The 25177-nt window shown below is 73.9% G+C and carries 24 protein-coding genes; 14 read left to right on the forward strand and 10 right to left on the reverse strand.

Annotated elements, in window-relative coordinates:
- Positions 1–180: 180 nt before the first annotated feature.
- The 3 genes from DVA66_RS03155 to DVA66_RS03165 all read right to left on the reverse strand — a co-directional run bounded on the left by DVA66_RS03155 (position 181) and on the right by DVA66_RS03165 (position 2047).
- The gene (locus DVA66_RS03155; protein ID WP_114558743.1) at positions 181–390 is read right to left on the reverse strand and encodes a heavy-metal-associated domain-containing protein; all 210 of its coding nucleotides are present in this window, start codon (positions 388–390) and stop codon (positions 181–183) included.
- A gap of 92 nt (positions 391–482) precedes the next feature.
- Positions 483–836, reverse strand: a complete 354-nt coding sequence (locus DVA66_RS03160) for an L-rhamnose mutarotase (RefSeq protein ID WP_114127363.1) — start codon at positions 834–836, stop codon at positions 483–485.
- A 68-nt stretch (positions 837–904) separates the two neighbouring features.
- Positions 905–2047, reverse strand: coding sequence for a ScyD/ScyE family protein (locus DVA66_RS03165; RefSeq protein ID WP_114558744.1), 1143 nt, complete (start codon positions 2045–2047; stop codon positions 905–907).
- 319 nt (positions 2048–2366) lie between these two features.
- Between DVA66_RS03165 and DVA66_RS03170 the strand changes: the two genes are divergently transcribed.
- The gene (locus tag DVA66_RS03170; RefSeq protein WP_114127365.1) at positions 2367–2753 is read left to right on the forward strand and encodes a hypothetical protein; all 387 of its coding nucleotides are present in this window, start codon (positions 2367–2369) and stop codon (positions 2751–2753) included.
- A gap of 7 nt (positions 2754–2760) precedes the next feature.
- Here DVA66_RS03170 and DVA66_RS03175 read toward each other — a convergent pair whose 3' ends face one another.
- Genes DVA66_RS03175 through DVA66_RS03190 form a run of 4 tightly spaced genes read right to left on the reverse strand, consistent with a single transcriptional unit; the run spans position 2761 to position 7577 of the window.
- Positions 2761–3597, reverse strand: a complete 837-nt coding sequence (locus DVA66_RS03175) for a response regulator transcription factor (RefSeq protein ID WP_114558745.1) — start codon at positions 3595–3597, stop codon at positions 2761–2763.
- 22 nt (positions 3598–3619) lie between these two features.
- Positions 3620–4174 (reverse strand): hypothetical protein, encoded by a 555-nt coding sequence (locus DVA66_RS03180; RefSeq protein WP_114127367.1) that lies wholly within the window; start codon positions 4172–4174, stop codon positions 3620–3622.
- Positions 4167–4712 carry a pyruvoyl-dependent arginine decarboxylase gene (locus DVA66_RS03185; RefSeq protein ID WP_114127368.1) on the reverse strand — a complete coding sequence of 182 codons (546 nt, stop codon included), beginning with the start codon at positions 4710–4712 and terminating at the stop codon, positions 4167–4169. Before DVA66_RS03185 ends, DVA66_RS03180 begins: the two co-directional genes overlap by 8 nt.
- Complete coding sequence (locus tag DVA66_RS03190; protein WP_114558746.1) at positions 4713–7577, reverse strand: ATP-binding protein; 2865 nt, start codon at positions 7575–7577, stop codon at positions 4713–4715.
- A gap of 140 nt (positions 7578–7717) precedes the next feature.
- On the opposite strand from DVA66_RS03190, the gene DVA66_RS03195 reads away from it, so the two are divergent.
- From DVA66_RS03195 to DVA66_RS03235, 9 genes are all read left to right on the forward strand, one after another.
- A complete protein-coding gene (locus DVA66_RS03195; RefSeq protein ID WP_232821723.1) occupies positions 7718–8125 on the forward strand; it encodes a response regulator in 408 nt (135 codons plus the stop codon).
- Positions 8122–8451 (forward strand): Hpt domain-containing protein, encoded by a 330-nt coding sequence (locus tag DVA66_RS03200; protein ID WP_157973806.1) that lies wholly within the window; start codon positions 8122–8124, stop codon positions 8449–8451. The genes DVA66_RS03195 and DVA66_RS03200 overlap by 4 nt, the downstream gene beginning before the upstream one ends.
- A gap of 115 nt (positions 8452–8566) precedes the next feature.
- Entirely contained in the window at positions 8567–10576 is a 2010-nt protein-coding gene (locus DVA66_RS03205; protein WP_114558748.1) for a glycoside hydrolase family 127 protein, read from the forward strand.
- A gap of 38 nt (positions 10577–10614) precedes the next feature.
- Positions 10615–11856, forward strand: coding sequence for a ribulose-bisphosphate carboxylase large subunit family protein (locus tag DVA66_RS03210; protein WP_114558749.1), 1242 nt, complete (start codon positions 10615–10617; stop codon positions 11854–11856).
- Entirely contained in the window at positions 11849–13123 is a 1275-nt protein-coding gene (locus DVA66_RS03215; protein ID WP_114558750.1) for a four-carbon acid sugar kinase family protein, read from the forward strand. Before DVA66_RS03210 ends, DVA66_RS03215 begins: the two co-directional genes overlap by 8 nt.
- A 123-nt stretch (positions 13124–13246) precedes the next feature.
- Entirely contained in the window at positions 13247–14560 is a 1314-nt protein-coding gene (locus tag DVA66_RS03220) for an ABC transporter substrate-binding protein (protein WP_114558751.1), read from the forward strand.
- Positions 14561–14569: 9 nt separating this feature from the next.
- Positions 14570–15451, forward strand: a complete 882-nt coding sequence (locus DVA66_RS03225; protein WP_114558752.1) for a carbohydrate ABC transporter permease — start codon at positions 14570–14572, stop codon at positions 15449–15451.
- Position 15452: 1 nt separating this feature from the next.
- Positions 15453–16361: a carbohydrate ABC transporter permease gene (locus DVA66_RS03230; RefSeq protein ID WP_114558753.1), complete on the forward strand. Its 909-nt coding sequence runs from the start codon at positions 15453–15455 to the stop codon at positions 16359–16361.
- Positions 16362–16365: 4 nt separating this feature from the next.
- A complete protein-coding gene (locus tag DVA66_RS03235; RefSeq protein WP_114558754.1) occupies positions 16366–17025 on the forward strand; it encodes an aspartate/glutamate racemase family protein in 660 nt (219 codons plus the stop codon).
- A 3-nt stretch (positions 17026–17028) separates the two neighbouring features.
- On the opposite strand, the gene DVA66_RS03240 is transcribed toward DVA66_RS03235, so the two are convergent.
- The 3 genes from DVA66_RS03240 to DVA66_RS03250 are packed head-to-tail and all read right to left on the reverse strand — an operon-like array spanning position 17029 to position 20304.
- A complete protein-coding gene (locus DVA66_RS03240) occupies positions 17029–18192 on the reverse strand; it encodes a mandelate racemase/muconate lactonizing enzyme family protein (protein ID WP_114558755.1) in 1164 nt (387 codons plus the stop codon).
- Complete coding sequence (locus DVA66_RS03245; RefSeq protein WP_114558756.1) at positions 18189–19127, reverse strand: dihydrodipicolinate synthase family protein; 939 nt, start codon at positions 19125–19127, stop codon at positions 18189–18191. Before DVA66_RS03245 ends, DVA66_RS03240 begins: the two co-directional genes overlap by 4 nt.
- Positions 19128–19131: 4 nt before the next feature.
- On the reverse strand, positions 19132–20304 hold the full coding sequence (locus DVA66_RS03250; protein WP_114558757.1) for a substrate-binding domain-containing protein: 1173 nt from the start codon (positions 20302–20304) through the stop codon (positions 19132–19134).
- A 262-nt stretch (positions 20305–20566) separates the two neighbouring features.
- Here DVA66_RS03250 and DVA66_RS21870 point away from each other — a divergent pair, with 262 nt between their 5' ends.
- From DVA66_RS21870 to DVA66_RS21875, 4 genes are all read left to right on the forward strand, one after another.
- Complete coding sequence (locus DVA66_RS21870) at positions 20567–20701, forward strand: hypothetical protein (protein WP_269801585.1); 135 nt, start codon at positions 20567–20569, stop codon at positions 20699–20701.
- Positions 20698–23427 carry a beta-N-acetylhexosaminidase family protein gene (locus DVA66_RS03260; protein ID WP_232821724.1) on the forward strand — a complete coding sequence of 910 codons (2730 nt, stop codon included), beginning with the start codon at positions 20698–20700 and terminating at the stop codon, positions 23425–23427. The genes DVA66_RS21870 and DVA66_RS03260 overlap by 4 nt, the downstream gene beginning before the upstream one ends.
- Entirely contained in the window at positions 23427–24491 is a 1065-nt protein-coding gene (locus DVA66_RS03265) for a hydroxyacid dehydrogenase (protein WP_232821725.1), read from the forward strand. Before DVA66_RS03260 ends, DVA66_RS03265 begins: the two co-directional genes overlap by 1 nt.
- Positions 24488–25177: acyltransferase (locus DVA66_RS21875; protein WP_269801586.1), on the forward strand; the 690-nt coding region annotated here is incomplete at its 3' end. The genes DVA66_RS03265 and DVA66_RS21875, both read left to right, overlap by 4 nt.

Consider the following 25177-nt stretch of genomic DNA (forward strand, 5'->3'; position numbering starts at 1 on the left):
GGTTCGCCCTGCCCGGCCGGCTCGCCGTGCCCGGCCGGCTCGCTCTGCCCAGCGGGCTCGGACGCGGCTGGCTGCTGCGGGCCGAGCACCGGCGCGAGCGAGCTGCCCAGGCTGAGCGAGGCGGCGAGCACGACGGCGAGCAGCGCCCCGTAGGCCCCGAGCCGCACCGGCGCGCGCACGTCAGCCCCGCTGCGCCTGGTAGCCGGCCTCGTCGACGGCGGCGATCACCGCCGCGTCGTCCACCGAGCCGTCGGTGGTCACGGTCAGCCGACCGGTGGCCGCGCTCACCTCCACCTGCTGCACACCGGGCACCGCGCCCAGCTCGGTGCGGACCGCCGTCTCGCAGTGCCCGCAGCTCATCCCGCTCACCAGGTAGGTCTGGGTGGTCATGGGTCGTCATCCTCTCCGTCGGATACCGACACCGTATACCCCTATGGGGTATACATCAACGGGGAGGTGCGAGCAGCGGAGGCTGCGGACGGTCAGCCGCGGTGGCGGGCCAGCTGCTCCTCGAGGTTGAACACCTCGGTCAGCTCGAGGAACCCGGTGTCGGGCGCCCCCTCGAGGTCGACGAAGAACTCCGCCATCTCGGCCTGCCAGCGCGCGTTCACCTCGGTGGCGGCCATGGCGGCCTGGGCACGCTCCAGCGAGTCGGTCTCGAAGTAGCCGATCAGCAGCCCGTCCGCGCGCAGGAACAGCGAGTAGTTGTGCCACCCGGCGGCGTCCAGCGCCTCGGCCATCTCGGCCCAGATCGGGTCGTGGCGGCGCCGGTACTCCTCGATCCGGTCCGGCTTGACCTGCAGCTGGAAGCAGACGCGACGGACGTCCTTCGGCACGGGTGTCCTCCTCGGTCGGGCGGGGAGGGCCGGGCGGACCGGCCCTCCCGCGACCCTACCGGCGCCGGTCAGTCCGCGAGCGGGGTGAAGGCGTCGTCGGACACCTCCACCACCTGGCCGGCGCCCGGCCTGCCGAGGAACGCGGCGATCGCCCAGGCGGCCGACCAGAGCTTCCCCCGGTGGTGCAGCAGACCGCTGGGCATGGTCACCTCGGCCACCGAGCGGGTGCCGTCGGGGGCCAGTGCGACGATCCGGCCGATGTCGGCCGGGTCGGCCTCCGGCGGAGGCGGTCCGGCGGGCGCGCCCTCGAGCAGCTCGGAGACGTAGACGGTGCCGTCACGGTCGACCGCCACCCCGGTCGGCGCGGTGAACCCGGTGTGGCTGCGGACCACCCGGCCGCGGGAGTCGACCACCCAGACCCGTCCCTCCCCGGGCGCCTCGGCGGTCAGCGCCGACACGTGCAGCAGACCGTCGGGGCCGTAGGCGAGCCCGGTGGGCACCGAGTCGCAGCCGACGCCGCTGGCGTTGTTGTTCGGCAGCTCCGCGCACGGCCCGGTGGTCACGGTCGGCGGCACGAAGAACGTGCTCACGCGGCCGCGACCGTCCACGGCGAGCACCGCGTTCGCGCCGGCGTCGGCCACCAGCAGGAAGCCGTGCCGACGCCGGTCCTCCAGCAGGAAGTACGGGTTGGACAGCGCGTCGAGCGGAGCGCCCTCGGGGTCGAACTGGGTCTGCCCGTCGGGGTTCTCCTCCAGCTCGTGCTCGAGCAGGTCGGCGAACACCCGCGGCTCCCGGCCCGGGCGGGCGACCAGCACCGCCGAGGACCCCTCGGCGTCCTCGGCCTCGGGGCCGGCCTCGCCGGTCGCGACGTAGACGCGGCCGCGGTGCTCGACCACCCCCTGCGGGGTGGCCAGCCCGTCGACCACCACCCGGCTCCTCCCGTTGGCGGGGTTGACCAGGCTGATCTCGCCGCTGTCGGACTCCGCGACCAGGAGCCGCCCGCCCCAGGGCGAGATCTGGCGCGGCCCGTCCAGGCCCTCGGCCACCACGGTGACCGGGTCGCTGTGGCGGGGTCCGCGGTCGGCGCTGGCCGGGACCGGGGCCGAGGTCAGGGTGAGTGCGGCGACGGCGAGGCCGACGGCCCCGGCGCGCAGGGCACCGGGCCGGACGTGACGGCGGACCGTCGCAGGGTCAGGTACGAGAGCTGGCATGTGATCCCCCCGAGGACTGAGCCGGGTCTCCGTTGACCCGGGCTGCTGGCACCGCTCTACCGCCTGCACGGACCCCCCGACAAGGGGTCGGCGGCGTGGCGTCCGGTCCGCGCCGGCTTCCAGAGGCAGAACTGAGGATCTCTTGAGGCCGTCGAGGCGCAAGCCCGAGGCCCCCCTGACATCGGCGCAGCACAGTCGTCCTCGACGACGCCGACAGCCACACGGTCGGGGGAACGTGTGGAGGTCGGCGTCGTCGTCATCACGTCCGGCGTGGTGCCACACCCCGTCCGGCCGGTCGGGGTGGACCAGAGGAGTACGGATGACGGAGGGCGGTGACGACCCCGTGCACAACCTCGTACCGGTCGTCGTCCTCGACGTGTCCGCCCTCGACGACCTGGTGGAGCTGTTCGACGGCGACCCGCAGGTGGCCCGCGACTTCGTGGGCGGCTACCTCGGGCTGATCGGGCCCCGGCAGAGCCGGCTGCAGGACGCCGTCCGGGCCGAGGAGCCCGAGAACGCCGTGGTCGCCCTGCTCAGCCTGCAGAACGCGAGCGCGATGGTGGGTGCCCAGCAGGTCGCGCACCGCTGCGGCTGGTTGCTGGAGCAGGTCCGCGAGCTGCGCTGGACGGTCGTCCGCGCCGACCTGCCCCGGCTGACCCGCGACGTCGGGGACGCCGCCCGCGCCCTGGGCGAGTGGGACCCGTGACGCGGGCTCAGGCCCGGCGCGCAGCCAGCCGGTAGCCCACCCCGCGCACGGTCTCGATGAACCGGGGCTGACCGGCGGAGTCACCGAGCTTGCGCCGCAGGTTGGCCAGGTGCACCTCGACCGAGCGCCGGTCGGACTCGCTCACCCAGGAGCCCTCGACCTCGTGCCGCAGCTCCTGCACCAGCACCTCCTTGGAGGCGACCCGGCGGTCCCGGCGGACGATCGCCAGCAGCAGGTCGAACTCGCTGCGGGTCAGCTCCACCGGACGCCCGTCCACCTCGCAGAGCCGCATCTCCGGGTGCACCCGCATCCCGTTGCGACCCAGCCAGGCCGAACCCTCCACCTCGTCCGCGCCGGCCCCCGCGTCGGTGGTGACCGGTGCCACGGTCGGAGCCGGCGCCGGCGCCGGCGACGGCACCGCGGCCGGCGAGGACGGGGCACCCAGCTGGGCGAGCCACAGGTCGCGCCGCCGCAGCATCGCCTCCACCCGGGCCCGCACCTCCCGCGGCCGGAACGGCTTGCTGACGTAGTCGTCGGCCCCCGCCCCCAGACCCATCAGGATGTCGGTCTCCTCGTCCTTGCCCGACAGGATGATCACGTAGGTGTCGCTGAACGAACGGATCTGGCGCACCACCTCCAGCCCGTCGTAGTCGGGCAGGCTGACGTCGAGGGTGGTCAGCACCGGTGCCTGCTCGCGCACCAGCCGCACCCCCTCCCCGCCGGTGGCGGCGAGGTGGCAGTCGAAACCGGCCTGCTGCAGGATCGCCCGCAGCAGCTCGCTGATGTCCGCGTCGTCCTCGACGATCACGGCCGTGCGTCGGCGCACGTCCTCGGCGCTCGTCATCGAGGCCTCCTCTCCTCACCGCTCACGGCGAGACGACGCAGTAGTAGGTCTGGCGGTCCAGCTTCTCGTGGGTCACCGAGGAGCGGGCGGCCATGGTGCGTCTGATCATGGTGTCCATCCGCAGCACGTCGTCGTTGTATCCGCACACGTCGTAGCCGCACACCCCGTGCGCCCGGGTGAACTCCACCAGGCAGCTGCTCAGCAGGTCGCCGAACACCGCGCTGCCCTGGTAGTCGGGATGGACCAGGCTGAACCCGAGGTAGAAGATCGCGTCCCGCGCCGCGTGCTCGGGGAACCGGGCGGCGAAGAACTCCGGGCTGATCCACGGCACGGTGGACAGGTCGCGGGTCAGCGTGGTCATCCCGATCGGACGGCCGGAGCCGTCCCGGGCCACGTGCTTCTCCACCCGGTGGTCGACCAGCTCGTGGCCGAACTCCTCGCGGGTGAGCACCTGCCGGGCCGCCGCCAGCGGACGCAGCGGTGCGAAGGCCTGCTCGTAGAGGCGCCAGAACACCTCGACCTCGTGCTCGGGCACCACGAGCTCGACCCCGACCGTCCAGCGCCGGCCCTCAGACATGGGCCCAGTCCCAGCTGCGCGTGGCGTAGCTGGCGACCACCACCGCGCAGACCGGACGGTCCTCGTCCACGCACCGGCGCGAGGCGACCACCTGCCCCGCGGGCCGGAAGTCACCCCCGCGGCCCTCCGACAGGTCGGCCAGGCTCGACTCGAGGTGGTGGCGCAGGACGTGCTCGTCGTGCGAGCCGTGCTCGACGAACAGCCCGGAGCGGGAACCGTCGTGGTGCTCCGACCACGCCACCCCGGCCCAGGCCGAGGTGCCGGGGATGCTGGCGTAGGCGTCGGCGTAGACGCAGAAGAGGACGTCGCCGTGCCCGCCCTGCAGCTGGTGCTCGCGTCCCACCTCACGCACGTGGCTGCCCGGGGGCACCACCGAGCTCAGCCGGACCAGGTTGAAGTTGGCCACCCCCGCGTCGCGCAACGCGGCGTCGAAGGCCGACAGCCGCGTGCGGCCGCTCCCGGTGCCGCGGCTGACGCGGATCTCGAGGGCCTGCAGGCGGGGACGTTCGAGAGCGGAGGCGGGGTGCGATGCAGTCATTCAGCCGTTCTCTCCAGGCGCCGGGACGGTCACCGCGGACGCTACCGCAGCCCGGGTCCCCCCGACCGGCTCCGCGGGAGCGGACTCCGACCACCGCTCCAGCACCCGCGCGCGGACCAGCTCGGCGCACCGCTGCGGGTCGGCGTCGGGGTCGTCAGGCCGGAAGAGGACCAGCGGCACCGCGGACAGCCGGGACTCCCGACGCAGCCGGGCGGCCACCCGGCCGAGCGGGTCCGTGCCGCCGATGTCGACCGCGACCGCGGCCGGCGTGGTCCGGTCGAGCTCCTCCATGGCGCGGGCCGGGCTCTCCACCCGGCGCACCGGCAGGCCGAGCCCGGCCAGCGCGGCGACGACGAGCGGCGTCAGTGCGGCCTCGCCCTCGACCACCAGCACCGTGCGGCGGTCGGTGTGGCGCCGCACCACCGAGGAGAGCGTCCGCGCGAGGAGGGCCTCGTCGAACCCCCGGGGCAGCCAGGCGTCGGCCCGCCGCACCAGCACGGGGTCGGCGGCGGAGCGCTCGGCCAGCACGAGCACCGGGACGGCCTCGACACCGCCCCGGCGACGCAGCTGGTCGAGCAGCTCCACGGCGGTGCGGGTGCCGACCTCGGCGTCGACCAGCAGGGCGGCCGGGCGCTCGGTGCGCAGCAGCTCCAGCGCGGCCTCCCGGTCGGGCGCCGGATGCACCCGGTGGCCCCTCGGCCCGAGCGCGTCGGCGACGATCTGGACGAGGTACTCGTCGGTGGTCAGCAGCACGACCGGCTCCTGGCCGGCGGCCGGCTCGGTGACCTCGGCCAGCGGGACGGTGAAGTGGAAGCTGGTGCGTCGTCCCGGGTCGCTCTCGGCCCAGATCCGCCCGCCCAGGCGCTCGATGATGGTCTTGGAGATGGCCAGCCCCAGGCCGGTCCCGCCCTTGTCGCGGGCATCGGAGGAGTCGACCTGCTGGAAGCGGTCGAAGACCTGCTCGAGCCGGTCGGCCGGGATGCCGCGGCCGCGGTCGGTCACCCGGAACTCGACGAGGGAGCCCACCTCGACCGCGTCCACGTCGATCGCCTCCCCGGGCGGGGAGTACTTGATGGCGTTGCTCAGCAGGTTGAGCAGGGTCTGCATGAGCCGGTCGCGGTCGCCCCGCACCACGCTCGAGGCGTCCCCGATCCGGATGGTCAGCCCGGCCTCGGCGGCCAGCACGCCGACCTGGTCGGCGGCGTCACGCAGCAGGCCGGCGACCTCGACGTCGGACAGCTCCATCGGCACGGTGCCCGAGCCGAGCCGCTCCAGGTCGAGGATGTCGTTGATCAGCCGGGTCAGCCGCTCGCTGCTGTCCAGCGCGGTCCCCGCCATCCGCTGGGCGCGCGGGTGCAGCGCCCCGAGGGCTCCGGAGGCCAGCAGGCCCAGCGTGCCGCGGATCGAGGTGAGCGGGGTGCGCAGCTCGTGGCTGACCACCGAGACGAACTCGTCCTTCATCCGGTCGATGGCCTGCCGCTCGGTCATGTCGCGGAAGACCACCACCGCGCCGTCGATGGTGCCCGAGTCGCGCAGCGGGCTGGCGGTCACCTCCACCGGGATCCGCTGCCCGTCGGAGCGGATGTAGACGTCCTGCTCGGCGGTGGTGACCAGGCCGTCGCGGATCGCCTCGGTGATGTAGCACTGCTCGACCGGGAAGGGTGAGCCGTCGTCCTGCCAGGCGTGGAAGGTGTCGTGGGCGCGGCTGCCGACCAGCTGCTCGGCCGGGTAGCCCAGCAACCGGGTGGCGGCCGGGTTCACCGAGACGACGACGCCGTCGCGGTCGACGCCGTAGATGCCGTCGTCGACCGAGCTGAGCATCAGGCTGGTGCGCTGGGTGGCTTGGCGCAGCGCGGTGGTGCGCTCGTCGACCCGGCGGGCCAGCCGCTCGTGCAGCCGGTCGTTGTCGACGACCAGCAGGATCTGGCGGGCCACCACCGCGACCAGGGTGAGCATCCAGATCACCCGGGCGGCGAGGTCGAGCCTGCCCTGCGCGCCGGCGATGTTGGCCAGCACGGCGCCGACGATGAACAGGCTGAACATGAGGATGGTGCCGGCCAGCGGGCTGCTGACGCGGACCGCCTTGGGATCGCGCTCGGCCTCGCGTTCGGGCACCAGGGCGGTGGCGGCCAGCACCAGGTAGCCGGTGATCCAGCCCAGGTCACCGACCGTGCCGAACTGGTGGCCACCCTCGGCGAGGTCGGTGACGAAGTGCAGGTCGGAGACGGCGTACAGCCCGAAACCCAGTCCCAGCAGCGCCAGCCGGGGGCGGTCGGCCGGGCTGCTGCGCAGGATGAGCAGCACGGCCACCGTGGCCACCACGGTGTCCAGCAGCGGCAGCAGCAGCAGGGCGGGGTCGACCTCGATGTACTCCGCGCCGCCGGTCCGCGAGCGCACCACGACGCTGACGGTGAAGAGGAGGGCACCTCCCACCACCACCCCGTCGAGGATCATCCGGGCCAGCTGCACGCTGGTGTGGCGGGCGGAGGGGAAGGTGGACATGCCCACCACGCCGAAGACCATGGCGACCACCAGCAGCACGTTGACCAGCAGGGTGACCGGGGCCGCCGGGACGGGGCCAGCGACCAGCGCGGCGAGGTTGCCGACGGCGGCGGTCGGCCCGGCGGCCGAGAGCAGCACCCAGGCGCGGCGACGGCGGCGGTTACGGGTCCAGGTCGCCCGCATCGCCCCGGTGAACCCGGCCAGCAGCCCGCCGACGACGAGCGCGACCTGGGAGCCCACGGAGCGGACGTTCGGCGGCAGGTCGCTCAGCAGCACCCCCGCCATCACCAGCACCAGCACGGCGGCGGTGCCGAGGATGACACCGGTCCGGAGCCGCCAGCTCCAGGGTGCCATCGCGGACATGGCCAGACGCTACCACCGGGACTCCGCGCGGACCTGCCGTCGGAGCGGGCCGGACGCCGGGACGACGAGGCGCGGCGGGCCCGTGCGCACTACCCTGAGACGGCCGGCGGCCCGCCGGTGCCCCGACGGAGGGAGCGCAGGTGGAGACCCGTCCCGGACCCGACGCGTCCCGGCCGTCCGAGCCGCGGGTGCTGGTGGTCGACGACGACGCGTCCATCCGCGAGGTCGCCCAGGCGGCGCTGGAGCTGGTCGGCGGCTGCACGGTGCTCACCGCCGGCTCCGGTGAGGAGTGCGCCCGGACCGCCGCCGCGGAGCGTCCCGACGTCATCCTGCTCGACGTGATGATGCCGGGCACCGACGGCCCGGCGACCCAGCGGCTGCTGTCCGATGACGAGCGCACCTCCGACATCCCGATCATCTACCTCACCGCGAAGTCCGACAGCGTGCTGCAGCAGAGCCCGCCGATCGTGCGCGGGATGATCCTCAAGCCGTTCGACCCGATCCGGCTGATGAGCGACGTCGAGGCCCTGCTGGGATGGCGCCCGTGAGCGGCCAGGACGCCTTCGCCGCCGAGCTGGCGCGGATCGCCGCGGCGGCCCGGCACTCCAACCTCTCCCGCGCCGAGCAGCTGCGCCACGCCCTCGACCGGGTGCAGGACGGCGGGCTGGAGCCGGAGCAGGTGGAGCGGGCGCGCCGGCTCGCCCACCAGCTGGCCGGCTCCTCCGGCACCCTCGGCCACCCGGCCGCGGTCTCGCCCGCCCGGCTGCTGGAGAGCTACTTCACCCCGGGCAGCGGTATCCCTGACGCCACTGCCGACGAGGCGCTGGCCGCCGTGCTCGCCGCCCTGCAGAGCCAGCCCGACACCGCCGTCTGAACCGACCCCGCGTGTCCGCGTCGACCCACCAGCCGCTCTTGCATAACCATTCGACGGTGCTACGGTACTCACCATCGCTCGACGACGGCACGGCGCCGTGCCCCGAGGAGACACCATGACGACCACCAGCGCCGCGACGACCGCCTCCGCCCCGCGGCCCCACGCCACCCTCGCCCCGCTCGGCGACGGGGCGGTGAGCTGGGCCGGCGGCTTCTGGGGCGAGGTGGCCCGGCGCTGCCGGGAGACCACCGTGCCCAGCATCTGGGGCTCCCTCAGCGACCCGGCGGTCAGCCCCGGCTGGCGGAACTTCCTCGTCGCGGCCGGCCGGGAGGAGGGCGTCCACGAGGGCCCGCCGTTCCTGGACGGCGACCTCTACAAGTGGCTGGAGGCGGCCGTCAGCCTGCTCGCCACCGGCCCGGACGCCGACCTGGAGCGGGTCGTCGAGGAGGTGGTCGAGGTGGTCGCGGAGATCCAGCGCGAGGACGGCTACCTGCACACCCCGACGCTGATCGCCGCCCGCAACGCCCAGGCCGTGGAGGCGCTGGCCGACCGGTTCCACTTCGAGACCTACAACCTGGGCCACCTGATCACCGCCGGTGTCGTCCACCACCGGGTGACCGGGCGCCGCACCCTGCTGCGGGTGGCCCGCCGGGCCGCCGGGTTCCTGGAGCACCTGGCCGCCGACGACCCCGACGGGCTGGCCCGCAGCGCCATCTGCCCGTCGCACTACATGGCCGTGGTCGAGCTGTACCGCGCCACCGGAGAGGACCGCTGGCTGCGGCTGGCCGAGTCCTTCGTGCGGGTGCGCGACGACTTCTCCGGCGGCGACGACAACCAGGACCGGGTGCCGATCCGCGAGCAGCAGGTGGTGGCCGGGCACGCCGTGCGGGCCAACTACCTCTACGCCGGCCTGGCCGACCTGGTCATCGAGACCGGCGACGAGCAGCTGCGGCGGGTGCTGGAGCGGCTCTGGCGCGACGTCGTCGACACCAAGCTCTACCTGACCGGCGGCTGCGGCGCGCTCTACGACGGCGCCTCCCCCGACGCCTTCCCCGAGCAGGGCGAGATCAGCCGGGTGCACCAGGCCTACGGCCGCCCCTACCAGCTGCCCAGCACCACCGCGCACAACGAGTCCTGCGCCAACATCGGGATGATGCTGTGGAGCCGGCGGATGCTGGAGCTCACCGGTGAGCCGCGCTACGCCGACGTGGTCGAGCAGGTGGTCTGCAACAGCCTGCTGGCCAGCATCGGGCTGGACGCCGAGAGCTACCTCTACACCAACCCGCTGCGCCAGGTGCGCGGGCTGCCCTTCCCGCTGCGCCGCCCCGGTGACACCGCGCTGCACCCGGTGCCCGCCCCGCCGCCCTCGGACGAGCGGCTGCGCCAGCGCTACCTCAGCGTCTTCTGCTGCCCGCCCAACATCGCCCGCACGCTGGCCCAGCTGCACGGCTACGTCGCCTCGGTCTCACCCGCCGGCGTCGCGGTGCACCTCTACGGCGACGCCGACATCCGCGCGGTGCTGCCCGACGGGGACGGGCTGGAGCTGCGGCTGCGCAGCCGGTTCCCGTGGGAGGAGGGCGCCGAGCTGGACGTCGAGGCCGTGCACGGCGCCGGGCTGCCGGTGCGGCTGCGGATCCCTGCGTGGTGCACCGGCGCCACGGTGAGCGTGGACGGGGTCGCGGTCGAGGACGTCCGGGCCGGCCGGGAGGTGGTGCTCGAGCGCGACTGGCGGCCCGGCACCCGGATCCGGGTCGGGCTGCCGATGCCGGTCCGGGTCCAGCGCAGCCACCGGCTGGCCGAGGAGATCCAGAACCAGGTGGCGGTGACCCGCGGCCCGCTCGTGTACTGCCTGGAGAGCACCGACCTGCCCCCGGGCGTCCGGCTGGAGCAGGTGGCGCTGCGTCGCGACGTCCGCCTCACCCCCGTCGCCGAGGAGGTCGCCGGGCACCCGGTGGTCACCCTGCACGGGGAGGGGGTGCTGCTACCGCTGCCCGGCGACGACGCGCTGTACACCGACGTCGAGCAGGACGCGCTGGGCCGCGTCCAGCTGCGGCTGGTGCCCTACTTCACCTGGGGCAACCGGGGACCCTCGGAGATGTCGGTCTGGCTCCCGGTGGTCTGGTGACGACCCTGGACGCGGCTCCCGCGCGGAGGGGCCTCGAGATGGTGCGCGCCACCTACCTGGTGGAGAGCTCGATGCCGCTGGAGCGGGTGGCCGAGGTGCTGGCCGGGGAGCAGTCCACGGGCACCTTCGTCCGGGTGGCCCGGGAGACCGCCGACCTGCGGGCCCGGTTCGCCGCCCGGGTGCACGCGGTCGAGGAGCTGCCCCGCACCGACGACCCGCCGCTGCCCGGGACCGTCGGCGACCCCGCCGAGCGGCGGCGCGGTCGCGTGGTGGTGGAGTTCCCGCTGGCCAACTTCGGCCCGTCGGTGCCGAACCTGCTCGCGGCGGTGGCCGGGAACCTGTTCGAGATCAAGGAGCTGGGCGCGGTCAAGCTGCTCGACCTCGACCTGCCGGACGCCTTCGCCGAGCGCTACCCGGGGCCGGCCTTCGGCGTCGCGGGCACCCGGCGGCTGCTGGGCCGGCCGCAGGGCGCGATGATCGGCACCATCGTCAAACCGAGCATCGGGCTGTCCCCCGACGAGCTGGCCGAGCTGGTCGGGGAGCTGGTGGCGGCTGGGGTCGACTTCATCAAGGACGACGAGCTGCAGGGCAACGGGCCGCACGCCCCGCTGGAGGCCCGGGTGCGGGCGGTGCTGCCGGTGCTGCACGAGCACGCCGACCGCACGGGCGTGATGCCGATGTACGCCTTCAACATCACCGACGACATCGGCCGGCTGGAGGCCAACCACGACCTGGTGGTCTCGGCCGGCGGCACCTGCGTGATGGCCTGCGTCAACCTGGTCGGGCTGGCGGGGGTGGAGTTCCTGCGCCGTCACGCCGAGGTGCCGATCCACGGCCACCGGGCCGGTTTCGGCGCGCTCAGCCGCTCGGCCCAGGTGGGCATCGCGTTCCGGGCCTGGCAGCAGCTGGCCCGGCTGTCGGGGGTGGACCACCTGCACACCAACGGCATCAGCAACAAGTTCTACGAGAGCGACGAGCAGGTGCTCGACTCCATCCGCGCCGTCCGGGAGCCGCTGTTCGGCGGCTTCTCGACCGTCCCGGTGCTGTCCTCGGGGCAGTGGGCCGGGCTGGCCCCGGCCACCTACCGCGCGATCGGCACCACCGACGTGCTGGTGCTGGCCGGTGGCGGCATCCACGGCCACCCCGACGGATCCGCCGCCGGGGTCGCCAGCATGCGCGAGGCGTGGGCCGCCGCCGAGCGCGGGGAACCGCTGGGAGGCCCCGGCTGCTCCCCGGCGCTGCGGCGCGCGATCGAGACCTTCGGACCGGTCCGTGCCTGACCCGCCCGTGCTCGGCTTCTACGCCGACGACTTCACCGGCGCCGTGGACGCCCTGCTCCAGCTCACCCGCGCCGGGGCCCGGGCCCGGCTCCTGCTGCGCAGCCCCGCCCCGGCCACGCTGGCCGCGGAGGCGGCCGGCTACGACGCGATCGGGGTGGCCGGCACCGCCCGCTCCCTGCTCCCCGACGAGCTCGAGCGCCAGGTGCGTCCGGTGCTCACCGGGCTGGCGGCGCTGGGACCGCGGGTGGTGCAGTACAAGGCCTGCTCCACCGCCGACTCCTCCCCGACGGTGGGCAGCCTGGGACGGGTGCTCGAGATCGGCCGGGAGGTGTTCGGGCAGGGCTGCGTGCCGATGCTGTTCGCCCAGCCCGACTTCGGCCGCTACACCTGCTTCGGCCACCACTTCGCCGCCGAGGGCGGGGTGGTGCACCGGCTCGACCGCCAGCCGACGATGGCGCACCACCCGACCACCCCGATGCGCGAGTCCGACCTGGCCGTCCACCTCGGCCACCAGACGCCGCTGCCGATCGGGTCGTGGCCGTTCCGCGGCTACGCCGACCCGGGCGGCCTGCTCACGGCGCTGAGCAGCTCCTCTCCCGCCGGGCTGGTGCTGGACGCGCTGACCGAGGAGCACCTGCGCGCCGCCGCAGCCGCGGTCGTGGCGCTGGACGGGTCGCGGCCGGTGTTCGCGATCGGCTCGGGCGGGCTGACCAGCGGACTGGCCCACGCACTCGGCCCCTTCTCCCGACCCGGCACTCCCGAGGCACGCCCCCGTCCCGGCGACGGCCCGGTGCTCGTCGTCTCCGGCAGCTGCTCGCCGCTGACCGCCCGCCAGGTCCGGCACGCCGAGGACGCCGGCTGGCTCCACCTCTCCCTCGCCCCGGGCGACCCCGCGGCCGCGGACGGCCTCCGCGCGCCGGTGCTGGATGCCCTGCGTGCCGGTCGCAGCGTCGTCGTCGACTCCGGCGCAGCGGGCGCGGACGTCCCCGTGGCGGTGGACGCGGTCGCCCCCGGGCTGGCCGGTCTGGTCCGCGCGGCGGTGGACGCGCAGCTGACCCGCCGGGTGGTGGTCTGCGGCGGCGACACCTCGAGCCGGGTGACCGGTCTGCTCGGCGCCACGGCGCTGGAGATCGTGGCGAACCCGGTGGGCAACGTCGTGCTCTGCCGGGTCGGTGCGGACGACCCCGCCCTGGACGGGCTGGAGCTGCTGCTCAAGGGCGGCCAGGTCGGCCCGGTCGATCTCTTCGAGCGCGTCCGCTCGCTCTGAGCCCTGCGTCTCCTGCTCGCCGCCACCGCCCGGTGCATAAATTCTCACCACTGACTGTTGACACGCAGGCGAGAACCCGCCTAGCGTTCGAGCCGGAGCGCAGCCACGTCAAGGAGGACGTCCATGCCAACAGTTCCGAGCAGTCGCGCCGTCGGGGTCACCGCGACCGCCCTGCTCACCGCCCTCTCGCTCACCGCGTGCGGCGGTCAGCCCGGTAGCGGCGACGGCGACGACGCGCCGACCTCGTTCACCGTGCTGAGCGCGAACGAGCACGCCTCGATGCGCACCGACCTGGACGCCCTGGCCGCCGGCCCCTGCGCCGCCCAGCACGAGGCGCTGCCGCTGGAGCACCAGACCGTCGCCCAGGCCGACGTCGTGCAGCAGATCACCCTGCTGGCCGGGCAGGGCGCGCTGCCGGTGCACTACATCGCCGGCACCTCCCAGGTGCGCCCCGACGGGGACCTCGGCACCGCCGGTCTGGTGCTGGACTACCAGGAGGCCCTCACCGAGGTGGGCGCCTGGGACGACGTGCTGCCGGCGGCGTCCTCGACCATCACCAACGTGTACGGGCACATGGTCTCGCTGCCGTACCAGTACAACCTCGAGGGCATCTGGTACAACAAGCAGCTCTTCGCCGAGCACGGCATCGCCGAGCCGCAGACCTTCGGCGAGCTGATGGCCGCGGCGGACACGTTGCAGGCCGCCGGCGTCATCCCCTTCACCGCCGGCGGGTCCGACGGCTGGCCGCTGACCCGCTGGATCGGCATGCACATCGTCCGCGAGGTGGGCCCGCAGGCCCTGACCGACATCCGCGACGGCCGGGCCCGGCTCACCGACCCGGCCTACGTGGCCGGCGCCCGGGCGCTGGCCGAGATGGCCGAGAAGGAGTACTTCGGCGAGGGCGTGGTCTCCCGCGGCGGCGACCAGTCGGCCAACCTCTTCCTCACCGGCGAGGCCGCGATGACCTACAACGGCAGCTGGATGCTCAACGACATCAACGACCCGGCGACCAACCAGATCGGGCCGGAGAACGTCGGCCTGATGCCCTTCCCGGCGGTCGAGGGCGGCGCCGGCAGCCGCGACCACTGGGCCGCCAACGCGGGCACCGCGTACGCGATGCTGCCCGACCGCTACAGCCCGGAGGTCGGCGACTGGCTGGCCTGCATCGCCGGGAACTGGGGCAGCCAGGCCCTCTCGTCGGGCTCGCTGTCGGGCTTCCGGGTCAACGAGGAGGTGGCCGACGTGCCCGCCCCCACCGCGATGGTGCAGGAGCAGATCGAGCAGATCGACCAGACCGTGCTCTGGTTCGAGGCCCTCTTCGACGCCGAGTCCAACTCGCTGGCGAGCACCAACGTGTCGCTGCTGGTGTCGGGGCAGATGTCACCAGAGGACTACATGGCCGACCTGCAGGAGAGCATCGACTCCAACGCCCGCTGAGGAGCGTCCATGAACTCCGTGCTCGGTGACCGGCGGACGATCATCATCCTGCTCGGTCCGGCCCTGCTGCTCTACACGCTGGTCAAGGTCGTCCCGGTGGCCTGGTCGCTGGGGCTGTCCTTCTTCGAGGGCAACAGCCTCCGCGGGTTCGAGTTCGTCGGGTTCGCCAACTTCGTCGAGTTCGCCGGCGACGACGCCGCGCTGCAGTCGGTGCTCGTCACCCTGCGCTACGCCCTGCTCGCCACCACCAGCCAGGTGGCCCTCGGCTACGCGCTCGCCCTGCTCTACGTGTTCGTGCTGCGGCGGGGCTCGGCGTTCCTGCGGACGGTGGTCTTCTTCCCGATGGTGCTGCCCGGGGTGGCGACCGCACTGCTGTTCCGCAACCTGGTCGCCGTCGGGCCGAACCAGGGGCCGGTGAACGACCTGCTCAACCTGCTCGGCCTGGACAGCGTGGAGTTCCTGGCCTCCGGCGACCTCACCCTCGCCACGGCGCTGGTGATGAACCTGTGGCAGTCGATGGGCTTCTACGCCGTGCTGCTCTACGCCGGGCTGCTCGACATCCCCGAGGAGACCATCGAGTCGGCCCGCCTGGACGGCGCCAACGGGCTGCGTCTGGTGCGCCACGTCGTGCTGCCGCTGTCGCTGCCGATCCTGCTGTCCTCGATCATCTTCAGCTTCAACTCCACGCTGAAGGTCTTCGACGGCCTGCTGGCGCTCAACAACGGCGGTCCGGGCACCGAGACCTCCCCGCTGACGCTGTACATGTACCGGACCGCCTTCGAGTACGCCGAGTACGGCTACGGCAGCACGATCGCGTTCGTGCTGACGCTGCTGTGCCTGGTCTTCACGCTGGCGATCTTCCGCTCCTCGCGACGCAAGGTGGAGGACTGAGATGGCCCAGGTGCTGCCCACCCAGCTCGAGCGGCCGGTCGATCCCTCCCGGGAGGTGCGCCCGGCGCGCCGGCGCCGGCAGCGACGGCTGCTGCGCCGGATCCCGGTGTGGCTGAGCGTCGGCCTGCTGCTGGTGGTGGTGCTCTACCCCCAGCTGTGGATGGTGCTGGGCTCGTTCAAGACCCAGGCGGAGTTCCTCGCCGACCCCACCTGGGCGCTGCCCGACCGGCTCTACCTCGACAACTACGTCACCGCGCTGACCCGGGGCAACCTGGCGGTCAACTACCGCAACAGCATCCTCGTCACGGTGCCCTCGCTGTTCCTCATGATCACCCTCGGCCTCGGCGCGGCCTACGCGCTGGAGATCATGGTCTGGAAGGGCCGCAACACCACCCTGCTGCTGTTCCTGGCCGGGATCATGGTGCCGGGCCAGATGATCCTGGTCCCGCTGTTCATCGCCTACTTCAGGATCGGCCTCACCAACACCCTGTGGCCGCTGATCATCACCTACACCGTGATGGGGCTGCCGCTGGTGGTCTTCCTGATGGCGGCCTACCTCCGCTCGATCCCGCGGGAGATCTTCGAGGCCGCCACGGTGGACGGCGCCGGCCCGCTGCGCTCCTTCTTCGTGATCGCCGTGCCGCTGATGAAGAACGCCATCCTCACCCTGTCGCTGGTCGAGTTCTTCAGCGTCTGGAACGACCTGCTGATCGCGCTGACCTTCACCACCGACCGCGACCTGGCGACCATCCAGGTCGGGCTGCTGAGCTTCAGCGACGAGTACGGGCAGACCGAGTACGGCCCCCTGTTCGCCGCGATCAGCATCAACATCGTGGCGCTGATGATCCTGTTCGTGTTCCTCAACAAGAAGATCATGGCCGGCCTGGCCGGCGGAGCGGTGAAGGGATGAACCCATGACGACGACCCGGGTGGCGATGCTGCACACCGGAGCGGTGGTGATCGCGCCGGTGCGCGAGCTCGTGCAGCGCGAGCTGCCGGACGTGACCGCGGTCAACTACCTCGACGACCGGATCGTGGCCGACCTGTCCGACCCCGATGCCCGGGACTCGGTCCCCGGCCGGGTGCTCGCGCTGGCCCGGGCCGCGGTCGACGGCGGCGCCGAGGCGATCCTGCTGACCTGCTCCTCGATCTCGGCGCTGGCCGCGCCGACCGCCGCGCAGGTCGGCGTCCCGGTGCTGCGGATCGACGAGGCGATGGCCGACGAGGCGGTGGCCCGCGGCGGCCGGGTGGCGGTGCTGGCCACCCTGGCCACCACCTCCGAGCCCACCTGCGCGCTGCTGCGCGAGCGGGCCGAACGGGCCGGCACCGACCCGCGGATCACCAGCCGGGTGGTCGAGGGCGCCTTCGCGGCGGTGGCCGGCGGCGACCGCGACACCCACGACCGGCTGGTCGCCGCCGCGATCACCGAGGCGGCCCGGGAGGCCGACGTGGTCGTGCTGGCGCAGGCCTCGATGGCCAGTGCCGCCGAGGCCGTGCAGGTGGACGTCCCGGTGCTGACCAGCCTCGAGCCCGGCGTCCGGCGGTTCGGCGAGCTGGTCGCCGGGCTGCGCTGACCCTCAGCCGGGGACGCCGACCCGGTCGACCACCCCGGTGATGTCGTCGACCGGCCAGCGCAGCGGTCCGGCGACCTCGGCCAGCCGCTCGTGGTCGAGCTGCACGCCCAGCCCGGGGCCCTCGGGGAGCAGCAGGTCGCCGTCGCGGTAGCGGACCGGGGTCGCGACGACGTCGGCGGTGTAGAGCAGCGGGCCGACCGGGTCGCTCGGCACGGTGACCGCCGGGGCGGAGACGCCGAGGTGGGCCGCGGCCGCGGTGCCGATCGACAGCTCCTGGGTGGTGCCGACCAGGCAGCGCAGGTCCGCCGCCTCGGCGATGGCGAGCAGGCGTCGGGCCGGGGTGATGCCGCCGATCGCGAACAGCCCGACGTTGAGGACGTCCACCGCCCGCGCCGCCACCAGCTCGAGCGCCCAGGACGCGCTGTAGACGTGCTCGCTGACCGGCACCGGCAGCCGCTCCCGGGCGTGGGCCAGCCCGGCCGCGTCGCCGCTGCGCGCCGGCGCCTCGACCAGCTCATAACCCACGTCGTGCGTCCGTGCCACGAAGGCGCACGCGTCGCGGGCCTCGAGCAGGTTGGAGAAGTCGAGGGACTTGATCGAGATCCGGTCGCCGAACCGGTCGCGGGCGCGCCGCAGGAAGGCCTCGTCGAGGTCGAGCCGGCGACCCACGTAGACCCGGAAACGGGAGAACCCGGCGGCCAGCCGCTCCGCGACGACCTCGAGGTTCGCCTCGACGTCGCGCTCGCGCTGCTGGCGGAAGACCGGGTAGGCGACCGGCAGGCTGTCGCGGACCCGGCCGCCGAGCAGGTCGGCCACGGCGCAGCCCTGCAGCTTGCCGAGCAGGTCCCAGACGGCGATGTCGACACCGCACTTGATGACGCTGCCCTTGTCGTAGAGGGTGCCCGCCTGCGGGAAGCTCTCCTCCAGCCGGCGCTGCACCTCGTTCAGCCGCCGCGGGTCGAGCCCCACCAGCAGCCCCGCCAGCGTCCGCTCCAGCTCGGCGACGTCGACGTGGAAGCGCGGCAGGTGCTGGAAGTCCGACATCTCCCCCACGCCGACCAGACCGTCCACGTCGGTGTCGAGCTCGACCACGACGTGCCCGCACTCCAACCCGCTGCGCCGCGGCGTGTTGACCGCCGTGAGCCGCACCCCGGCGATCCGTGTCATCGCCCGTCCTCCGTCCCCTCCGGGCCGACCGGCGTCAGCCCCCAGCCGAGCAGGACCTCGCGCACCGCGGCCCGCCCGGCCTCGCCCAGCTGCCGCAGCGGTGGCCGCACCCCGGGCCGGCACAGGCCCAGCTGGGCCAGCGCCTCCTTCACCACGCTGACGTTGTCGGCCGAGCGGTCGGCCGCTCGCAGCTCCTCGAACGGGCGGACCCGCTCCCAGACCGCCATCGCCGCCGGCACGTCCCCCGCCCGCAGCGCGGCCAGCAGCGCCAGGGAGGTGTCCGGGGCGACGTTGACCAGCCCGGAGGTGAACCCGGTCGCACCGCAGACCCAGGCGCTGGGGGCGTAGGGCTCGGCCAGCCCGGCGATCCAGACCAGCCGGTCGAGACCGACGTCCCGCGCCACCGCGGCGAAGCGCACCGGGTCGGCGACGGCGTACTTGATGCCGACGACGTTCGGGCAGGAGTCGCACAGCGCGGTGAGCTGGGCCGCGGTCACCGCCGGGTCGCGGACGTAGGGGACCACGCCGAGCCCGGGGACGGCGTCGGCGACCGCCCGGTGGTAGTCGACCCAGCCGCCGGCGGAGACGAAGGGGTGCACCGGCTGGTGCACCATCACCAGCTCGGCCCCCACCTCCCGGGCGTGCTCGGCGGCGGCGACCGCGGTGGCGACGTCGTGCCCGACGCCGACCAGCACGCTGGCCCGTCCGTCGACCGCCCGGACGGCCAGCTCGGCGCAGCGCCGGGCCTCCGCACCGGTCAGGGAGTAGAACTCGCTGGTGTTGCCGTTCGGGGTGACCGCCTCGACCCCGGCCGTCACCAGCCGGTCGAGCAGGTCGACGAACGTCTGCTCGGCCACCGCGCCGTCGGCGCCGAACGGGGTGACGGGGATGGCCACCACGCCGGCCAGGCGCGTGGTCAGCCGACTCCGGTCCACGGTGCTACCTCCTGTGTCCCGACGGCTCGGTGCCGCCTCGTCTGGTCTGCGTCGCGGGCTCCGCCGCCGCCTCGCTGGCCCCGTCCCCGGGCAGCACGCTGGACCCTCGGACCACCAGCTCGGGGCCGATGCTGATCCGGTGCGGCGGACGGCGTCCCCCCTCGGTGAGGCGGGCGGTCATCAGCTCGACCGCGAGCCGTCCGACGTGCTGCTTGGGCGGACGCACCGCTGTCACCGCGGGTTCGCCGAGCGAGGCCACCTCGTCGTCGTAGGCGACCACGGCGAGGTCGTCGGGCACCCGCGTCCCGGCGTCGGTGCAGTGCTGCACCAGCGACACCGCCGCCGGGTCGGGGTGGACGAGCAGCGCGGTGGTGCCCCGGCGCCGCGCCTCGTCGAGCACCGCGTCCATCCGGTGCGCGCGCCCGGGGTCGACGAACCCGTCGCTGACGCCGGTGAGCTGCTCGTCGGGGTCCAGCCCGTGCCGGCGCAGCTGCTCCTCCCAGCCCCGTCGCAGGTGCGGTGAGGTGGGGCTGCCGCCGGCCACCAGGAGACCGATCCGCCGGTGGCCCTCCGCGTGCAGGTGCTCCACCCCGAGCCGGGCCCCCAGGACGTGGTCCGAGCCCACCCACTCCAGGGACCCGAGCAGCATCGAGGCCGGGGCCCGGCGCTCGGCCAGCACCACCGGCAGCGGCAGCCGGTCCAGCCAGCCGAGCAGCTCCTCGGCGCCGGGGTCGTCCACGTCCGGTGCCAGCACCAGCCCGTCCAGACCGGGGGTGTCGAGCAGCATGCCGATCTGGTTGCGGTCGTCGCGCAGGTCGTAGGAGGAGCTGCGCAGCAGCAGCCGCACCGAGGACTCCGCCGCCGCGGCCCTGGCCCCGGCGAGGATCGAGGGCCAGTAGTAGTTCAGCGACGGCACCACCATCCCGACGGTGAACCGGCTGTCGGCGCCGCTGCGACGGGCCGGCCGGCCGGGGTGCGGTGCGAACGGCGACTGCGGGTCGGGCAGCGTGGCGCCACCGTGCACCCGCGTGACCAGCCCACGCTCGGCCAGCGTGTTGACGTCACGGCGGACCGTCAGCTCGGAGACCTCCAGCAGCCTCGCGACCTCGCTGACCACCACCGACCCCTGGGCGCGCACCAGCTGCAGCAGCCGCTCCTGCCGCTGCGCTGCGAGCATCGCTGACCTCCCCGGAGCACCTTGGCACCACTTCGTGTTCGAGTCTGTTCGGATGATTGCTGTTGGTCGCTCGATCAGCGTGGACTACCGGTGACCAGATCGCAAGGGGCGCAGGAGCAGCGGAGATGACCGGGACGATGGAGCGGCGGACGCTGCTGGCCACCGGGCTGGGCGGCGCAACACCTGGAACGAGTTCTTCTCCCCGCTGCGCTACCTCACCAGCGCCGAGCTCCACACCCTCCCGCTGGCGCTGCGGCAGTTCATGGACGGGGAGGGCAAGAGCTCCTTCGGGGAGATGTTCGCGATGTCGGTGGTGTCGCTGGCGCCCATCGTCGGCTTCGTCATCGCCGGCCAGAAGTACCTGCTGCGTGGCATCGCCACCACCGGGCTGAAGTGACCACCTCCTCCCAGAAAGTCGTCGCCTCCTCCATGCGCACCTGCTCCCTCAGCACCGACACCCCGCTCTCCCCCCGGCTCGAGCACGGCGTCCAGCTGCTCACCGCCGCCCTCGAGCGGGCCGGCCTGGCGGTCGTCCCGTCCCCGGCGGCGGCCGACCTGGAGGTCGTGGTCGGCGTCCGCGGACGTTCGGAGCCGGTGCGCCGGCTGGAGGAGGACGAGGTGCTGCTGTACAACACCGGGGCACCCGGTGAGGACGGCTACTACCTCTCGGTGCTGCCCGGCCGCGTCCTGGTGGTCACCGGCGGCAACGAGACCGGCGTGCTCTACGGCTGCCAGGAGCTGGCCCGGGTGCTGGACGCCGGGGACGGGCTCCCGCTCGACCTCGACCGCGGCGAGACACCCGACATGGTGCTGCGCGGACCGGCCATCGGGCTGCAGAAGACCACCGTCGAGCCGCCGCGGCAGGTGTATGAGTACCCGATCACCCCGTCCCGCTTCCCCTGGTTCTACGACCGCGCGCACTGGTCGGAGCTGCTGGACCGGCTCTTCGAGCAGCGGGCCAACGTGGTCTACCTGTGGAGCGGGCACCCCTTCTCCAGCCTCGTCCGGCTGCCCGAGTTCCCCGAGGCCCAGGAGGTCACCGACGACGAGCTCGCCGCCAACCGCGACACCCTGCACTGGCTGACCACCGAGGCCGACCGGCGCGGGATCTGGGTGGTGCTGAAGTTCTACAACATCCACATCCCGCTGCCCTTCGCCGAGCACCACGGCATCCCGCTGCGCCAGCCCCGCCCGACGCCGCTGACCAGCGCCTACACCCGGGCCGCGATCGGGGCGTTCGTGGCCCAGTACCCCAACGTGGGGCTCTACGTCTGCCTCGGCGAGGTGCTGCAGGGCGACCTGTACGGCACCGAGTGGTTCTGCGACACGATCCTCCCCGGCGTCGAGGACGGGATCGCCGCCGCCGGGCTGACCGAGCCGCCGCCGGTGATCCTGCGCGGGCACGCGATCGACCCCGAGCCGGTGGTGGCGGCCGCCCGGCAGCGCTACCCGCGGCTGTTCACCGAGGCCAAGTACAACGGGGAGTCGCTGACCACCTGGAACCCGCGCGGGGCGTGGCAGGCCCAGCACCGCCACCTGTCCGCACTGGACAGCATCCACATCGTCAACGTGCACATCCTCGCCAACCTCGAACCCTTCCGCTACGGCGCGGTCTCCTTCATCCAGCGCAGCGTGCAGGCGATGAAGCACCGGCTGGACGCCAACGGGCTGCACCTCTACCCGCTGTTCTACTGGGAGTGGCCCTACTCCCCCGACCGGGCCGAGCCGCGGCTGCGCCAGCTCGACCGGGACTGGATCTGGTACGAGGCCTGGCACCGCTACGCCTGGAAGGCCGACCGCGACCCCGACGCCGAGCGCCGCTACTGGACGTCCCGGCTGGCCGGGCACTTCGGCTCGGAGGAGGCCGGGGAGGCCGCGCTCGACGCCTACGAGGCGATCGGGCAGGTGGCGCCACGGCTGGTGCGCCGGATCGGGATCACCGAGGGCAACCGGCAGACCCTCAGCCTGGGCATGACGATGAGCCAGCTCACCAACGCCGCCCGCCACCGGCCCTGGCCAGACCTGTGGGAGTCGCACGCGCCGAACGGGGAGCGCCTCGACCGGTACGTCGAACGCGAGCTGGCCGGGCAGCCGCACCTGGGCGAGACGCCGACCGACCTGGTCGATACCGTCCGCCACTTCGCCGCCCGGGCCGGCGAGGCCGTCCGGCGGGGGCTCGGCCACGCCACCCGCGACGTCGCCGGCTACCAGCGGCTCCGCGACGACGTGACCGCGCTGCGCCTGCTCACCGAGTTCTACGCGCTGCGGGTCGAGGCCGCGATCGAGATCATGCTCTACCGCGGCGAGCCGGAGCCGTCGCTGGCGCGGCTGCACCGCGCCGCCGACCTGGTCGAGGCCAGCGTCGGGCACTACCGGGAGCTCACCGAGCTGACCACCCGCACCTACCGCTACGCCAACAGCATGCAGACCCCGCAGCGCAAGGTGCCCTTCCCCGACGGCAGCGCCTTCGGCCACTGGCGTCAGTCCCTGCCCCGCTACGAGGCCGAGGCGGCCCACCTGCGCGCCAACCTCGGCTACCTCGACCGCGGCGAGCTGCCGCCGGCGCTGACCACCGGCGGGGAGGAGGTCGGCCCCTTCCGGCCGGTCGAGTTCACCCTCGCCTCCGACGGCGGCGCCGAGGTCGTCGAGCTCACCCCCGGTGTGGCGGCCTTCACCGACGTGGACGCCCCCGTCCGCCGGCTGGCCCCCGAGCTGCACGGCCTGCGCGGGGTCCGGCTGCCCAAACGCGTCGCCGCGCACCAGCAGGTCACCGTCGAGCTCACCCTGCCCCGTCCGGCGCACGTGCTGGTCGGCTACTTCCGCGACCCCGACCCGGTCTGGGCGCAGGTGCCCGACCTGGAGACCGACACCCACGCCGACGAGCGCGGCGGTCTGGAGCCGGTGCTGCGGGAGGCGATCGCGGTGGAGTACCAGCCGAAGGTGGACGTCCACGCCTTCCGCCACCCCGCCGGCACCGCCACCGTCGAGCTCGGCCGGGGCGCCTACCTGGTGGCCGGGGTGGTGGAGGCCGACCAGCGCTTCACCGGCCGGACCGCCTCCCCCGACGACGACCGCACCGACACCCTGGACTGGCTCTACGAGGACCCGGAGGGACCGCGCTGATGACCCGCACCGACCCCGCCCCGCTGCTGCGGGACACCACCACCGACCTGCTCCCGCCCGCCCGGCCCCGGGCGCTGGTGGTGATGGGCGCCGAGCCGTACCGGCTCCAGTTCGACGACGCCCGCCGGGCGCGGCTGGCCGAGCTGGCCGACGTCGTCGACCCGGGCTGGGTGACCTCCTTCGACGACCCGCGGGTGGCCTCGCGGCTGGCAGAGGTGGACGTCCTGCTCACCGGCTGGAGCGCCCCCCGGGTGGACGCCGGGGTGCTGGCCCGGATGCCCCGGCTGCGGGCCGTGCTGCACTGCGCGGGGTCGCTCCGCCCGCACGTCAGCGACGCGCTGTGGGACCGCGGCGTCATGGTCTCCACCAGCGCCGACCTCAACGCCGTGCCGGTGGCCGAGTTCACCTACGCCGCGATCGTCATGGCCGGCAAGAAGGCGCCGTTCCTGGCCGCGGACGCCCGCCGGCACCGCGGGCACGCCCCCCGGGAGCCCCGCGGCCGGCTCGGCAACTCCGGGCTGACCATCGGGCTGGTCGGCTTCTCGCGGATCGGCCGCCTGGTCACCCGGCTGGTCAACCAGCTGCACGACGTCACCTGCCTGGTGGCCGACCCCTACGCCGACGCCGCCGAGGTGGCCGCCGCGGGCGGCGAGCTGGTCCCGCTGGCCGAGATGCTGCCCCGGCTCGACGTGCTCAGCCTGCACGCCCCCGCGCTCCCCTCCACCCGGCACATGATCGGGGCCGCCGAGCTGGCGGCGCTGCCCGACACCGCGACCCTCATCAACACCGCCCGCGGCTCGCTGGTCGACACCGCCGCGCTGGAGGCCGAGTGCGTCAGCGGGCGGCTGCACGCCATCCTCGACGTCACCGACCCCGAGCCGCTGCCACCCGGCTCACCCCTGTACGACCTGCCGAACGTGATGCTCACCCCGCACGTCGCCGGCTCGCTCGGCCACGAGACCCGGCGGATGAGCGACGCCGCCCTGGACGAGCTGGAGCGGCTGGTGCAGGGCCGGCCGCTGCAGCGCCGGGTGCACCGCGACGAGATGGCCCTCAGCGCATGAGCCGCCCGACGACGCCGTTCGACCGCGACCGCCTGGACTACTCGGCCTGGACGTTCTGGTCCGAGGCCGACGAGGACGCCCGACGCCGCCAGCTCGAGCTGCAGGCCGAGGCCGTCCGCGCCTGCGACCGGTACTCCTTCGGCACCCGCTGCTTCGTCTCCGAGCTGGCCTCGGTGCAGAACGAGGAGCTGCACCTGGGCGACCACAGCTACATCGCCGCCGGTGCCTACCTCACCGGGACGCTGCGCACCGGGCGGCACTGCACCATCAACGCCCGCGCGGTGGTCCGCGGGGACGTGGTGCTGGGCGACGCGGTGCGGATCGGCGCCCACACCTCCGTCCTGGCCTTCAACCACACCTACACCGATCCCGACCGCGAGGTGTTCCGCCAGCCCTCGACCAGCAGGGGGATCCGGATCGGCGACGACGTCTGGATCGGCTCCAACGTCACCGTCCTCGACGGCGTCTCGGTCGGCAGCCGGGCGGTGGTGGCCGCCGGTGCGGTGGTGACCAAGGACGTCCCGGCCGGTGCCGTCGTCGGCGGCAACCCGGCCCGGGTGCTGCGCTGGCGGGTGCCCGCGCTGGCACCACCGGCCCCCGCCCGGCCGGAGGTCGGCGACGACCTGGCCGGTGCGGTGGCGGCGTTCGCCGACCGGGCCCGCGAGCAGGCCGAGGACGTCCTGGCC

The sequence above is a fragment of the Desertihabitans aurantiacus genome (genome assembly GCF_003344635.1).
Classification (GTDB): domain Bacteria; phylum Actinomycetota; class Actinomycetes; order Propionibacteriales; family Propionibacteriaceae; genus Desertihabitans; species Desertihabitans aurantiacus.

What these genes read in the sequence shown, in the direction of transcription:
- DVA66_RS03155 (WP_114558743.1), bottom strand. Translation starts at nt 390, where the DNA reads ATGACCACCCAGACCTACCTGGTGAGCGGGATGAGCTGCGGGCACTGC.
- DVA66_RS03165 (WP_114558744.1), bottom strand. Translation starts at nt 2,047, where the DNA reads ATGCCAGCTCTCGTACCTGACCCTGCGACGGTCCGCCGTCACGTCCGG.
- DVA66_RS03170 (WP_114127365.1), top strand. Translation starts at nt 2,367, where the DNA reads ATGACGGAGGGCGGTGACGACCCCGTGCACAACCTCGTACCGGTCGTC.
- DVA66_RS03175 (WP_114558745.1), bottom strand. Translation starts at nt 3,597, where the DNA reads ATGACGAGCGCCGAGGACGTGCGCCGACGCACGGCCGTGATCGTCGAG.
- DVA66_RS03180 (WP_114127367.1), bottom strand. Translation starts at nt 4,174, where the DNA reads ATGTCTGAGGGCCGGCGCTGGACGGTCGGGGTCGAGCTCGTGGTGCCC.
- DVA66_RS03185 (WP_114127368.1), bottom strand. Translation starts at nt 4,712, where the DNA reads ATGACTGCATCGCACCCCGCCTCCGCTCTCGAACGTCCCCGCCTGCAG.
- DVA66_RS03190 (WP_114558746.1), bottom strand. Translation starts at nt 7,577, where the DNA reads ATGTCCGCGATGGCACCCTGGAGCTGGCGGCTCCGGACCGGTGTCATC.
- DVA66_RS03205 (WP_114558748.1), top strand. Translation starts at nt 8,567, where the DNA reads ATGACGACCACCAGCGCCGCGACGACCGCCTCCGCCCCGCGGCCCCAC.
- DVA66_RS03210 (WP_114558749.1), top strand. Translation starts at nt 10,615, where the DNA reads ATGGTGCGCGCCACCTACCTGGTGGAGAGCTCGATGCCGCTGGAGCGG.
- DVA66_RS03220 (WP_114558751.1), top strand. Translation starts at nt 13,247, where the DNA reads ATGCCAACAGTTCCGAGCAGTCGCGCCGTCGGGGTCACCGCGACCGCC.
- DVA66_RS03225 (WP_114558752.1), top strand. Translation starts at nt 14,570, where the DNA reads ATGAACTCCGTGCTCGGTGACCGGCGGACGATCATCATCCTGCTCGGT.
- DVA66_RS03230 (WP_114558753.1), top strand. Translation starts at nt 15,453, where the DNA reads ATGGCCCAGGTGCTGCCCACCCAGCTCGAGCGGCCGGTCGATCCCTCC.
- DVA66_RS03235 (WP_114558754.1), top strand. Translation starts at nt 16,366, where the DNA reads ATGACGACGACCCGGGTGGCGATGCTGCACACCGGAGCGGTGGTGATC.
- DVA66_RS03240 (WP_114558755.1), bottom strand. Translation starts at nt 18,192, where the DNA reads ATGACACGGATCGCCGGGGTGCGGCTCACGGCGGTCAACACGCCGCGG.
- DVA66_RS03250 (WP_114558757.1), bottom strand. Translation starts at nt 20,304, where the DNA reads ATGCTCGCAGCGCAGCGGCAGGAGCGGCTGCTGCAGCTGGTGCGCGCC.
- DVA66_RS21870 (WP_269801585.1), top strand. Translation starts at nt 20,567, where the DNA reads ATGGACGGGGAGGGCAAGAGCTCCTTCGGGGAGATGTTCGCGATGTCG.
- DVA66_RS03265 (WP_232821725.1), top strand. Translation starts at nt 23,427, where the DNA reads ATGACCCGCACCGACCCCGCCCCGCTGCTGCGGGACACCACCACCGAC.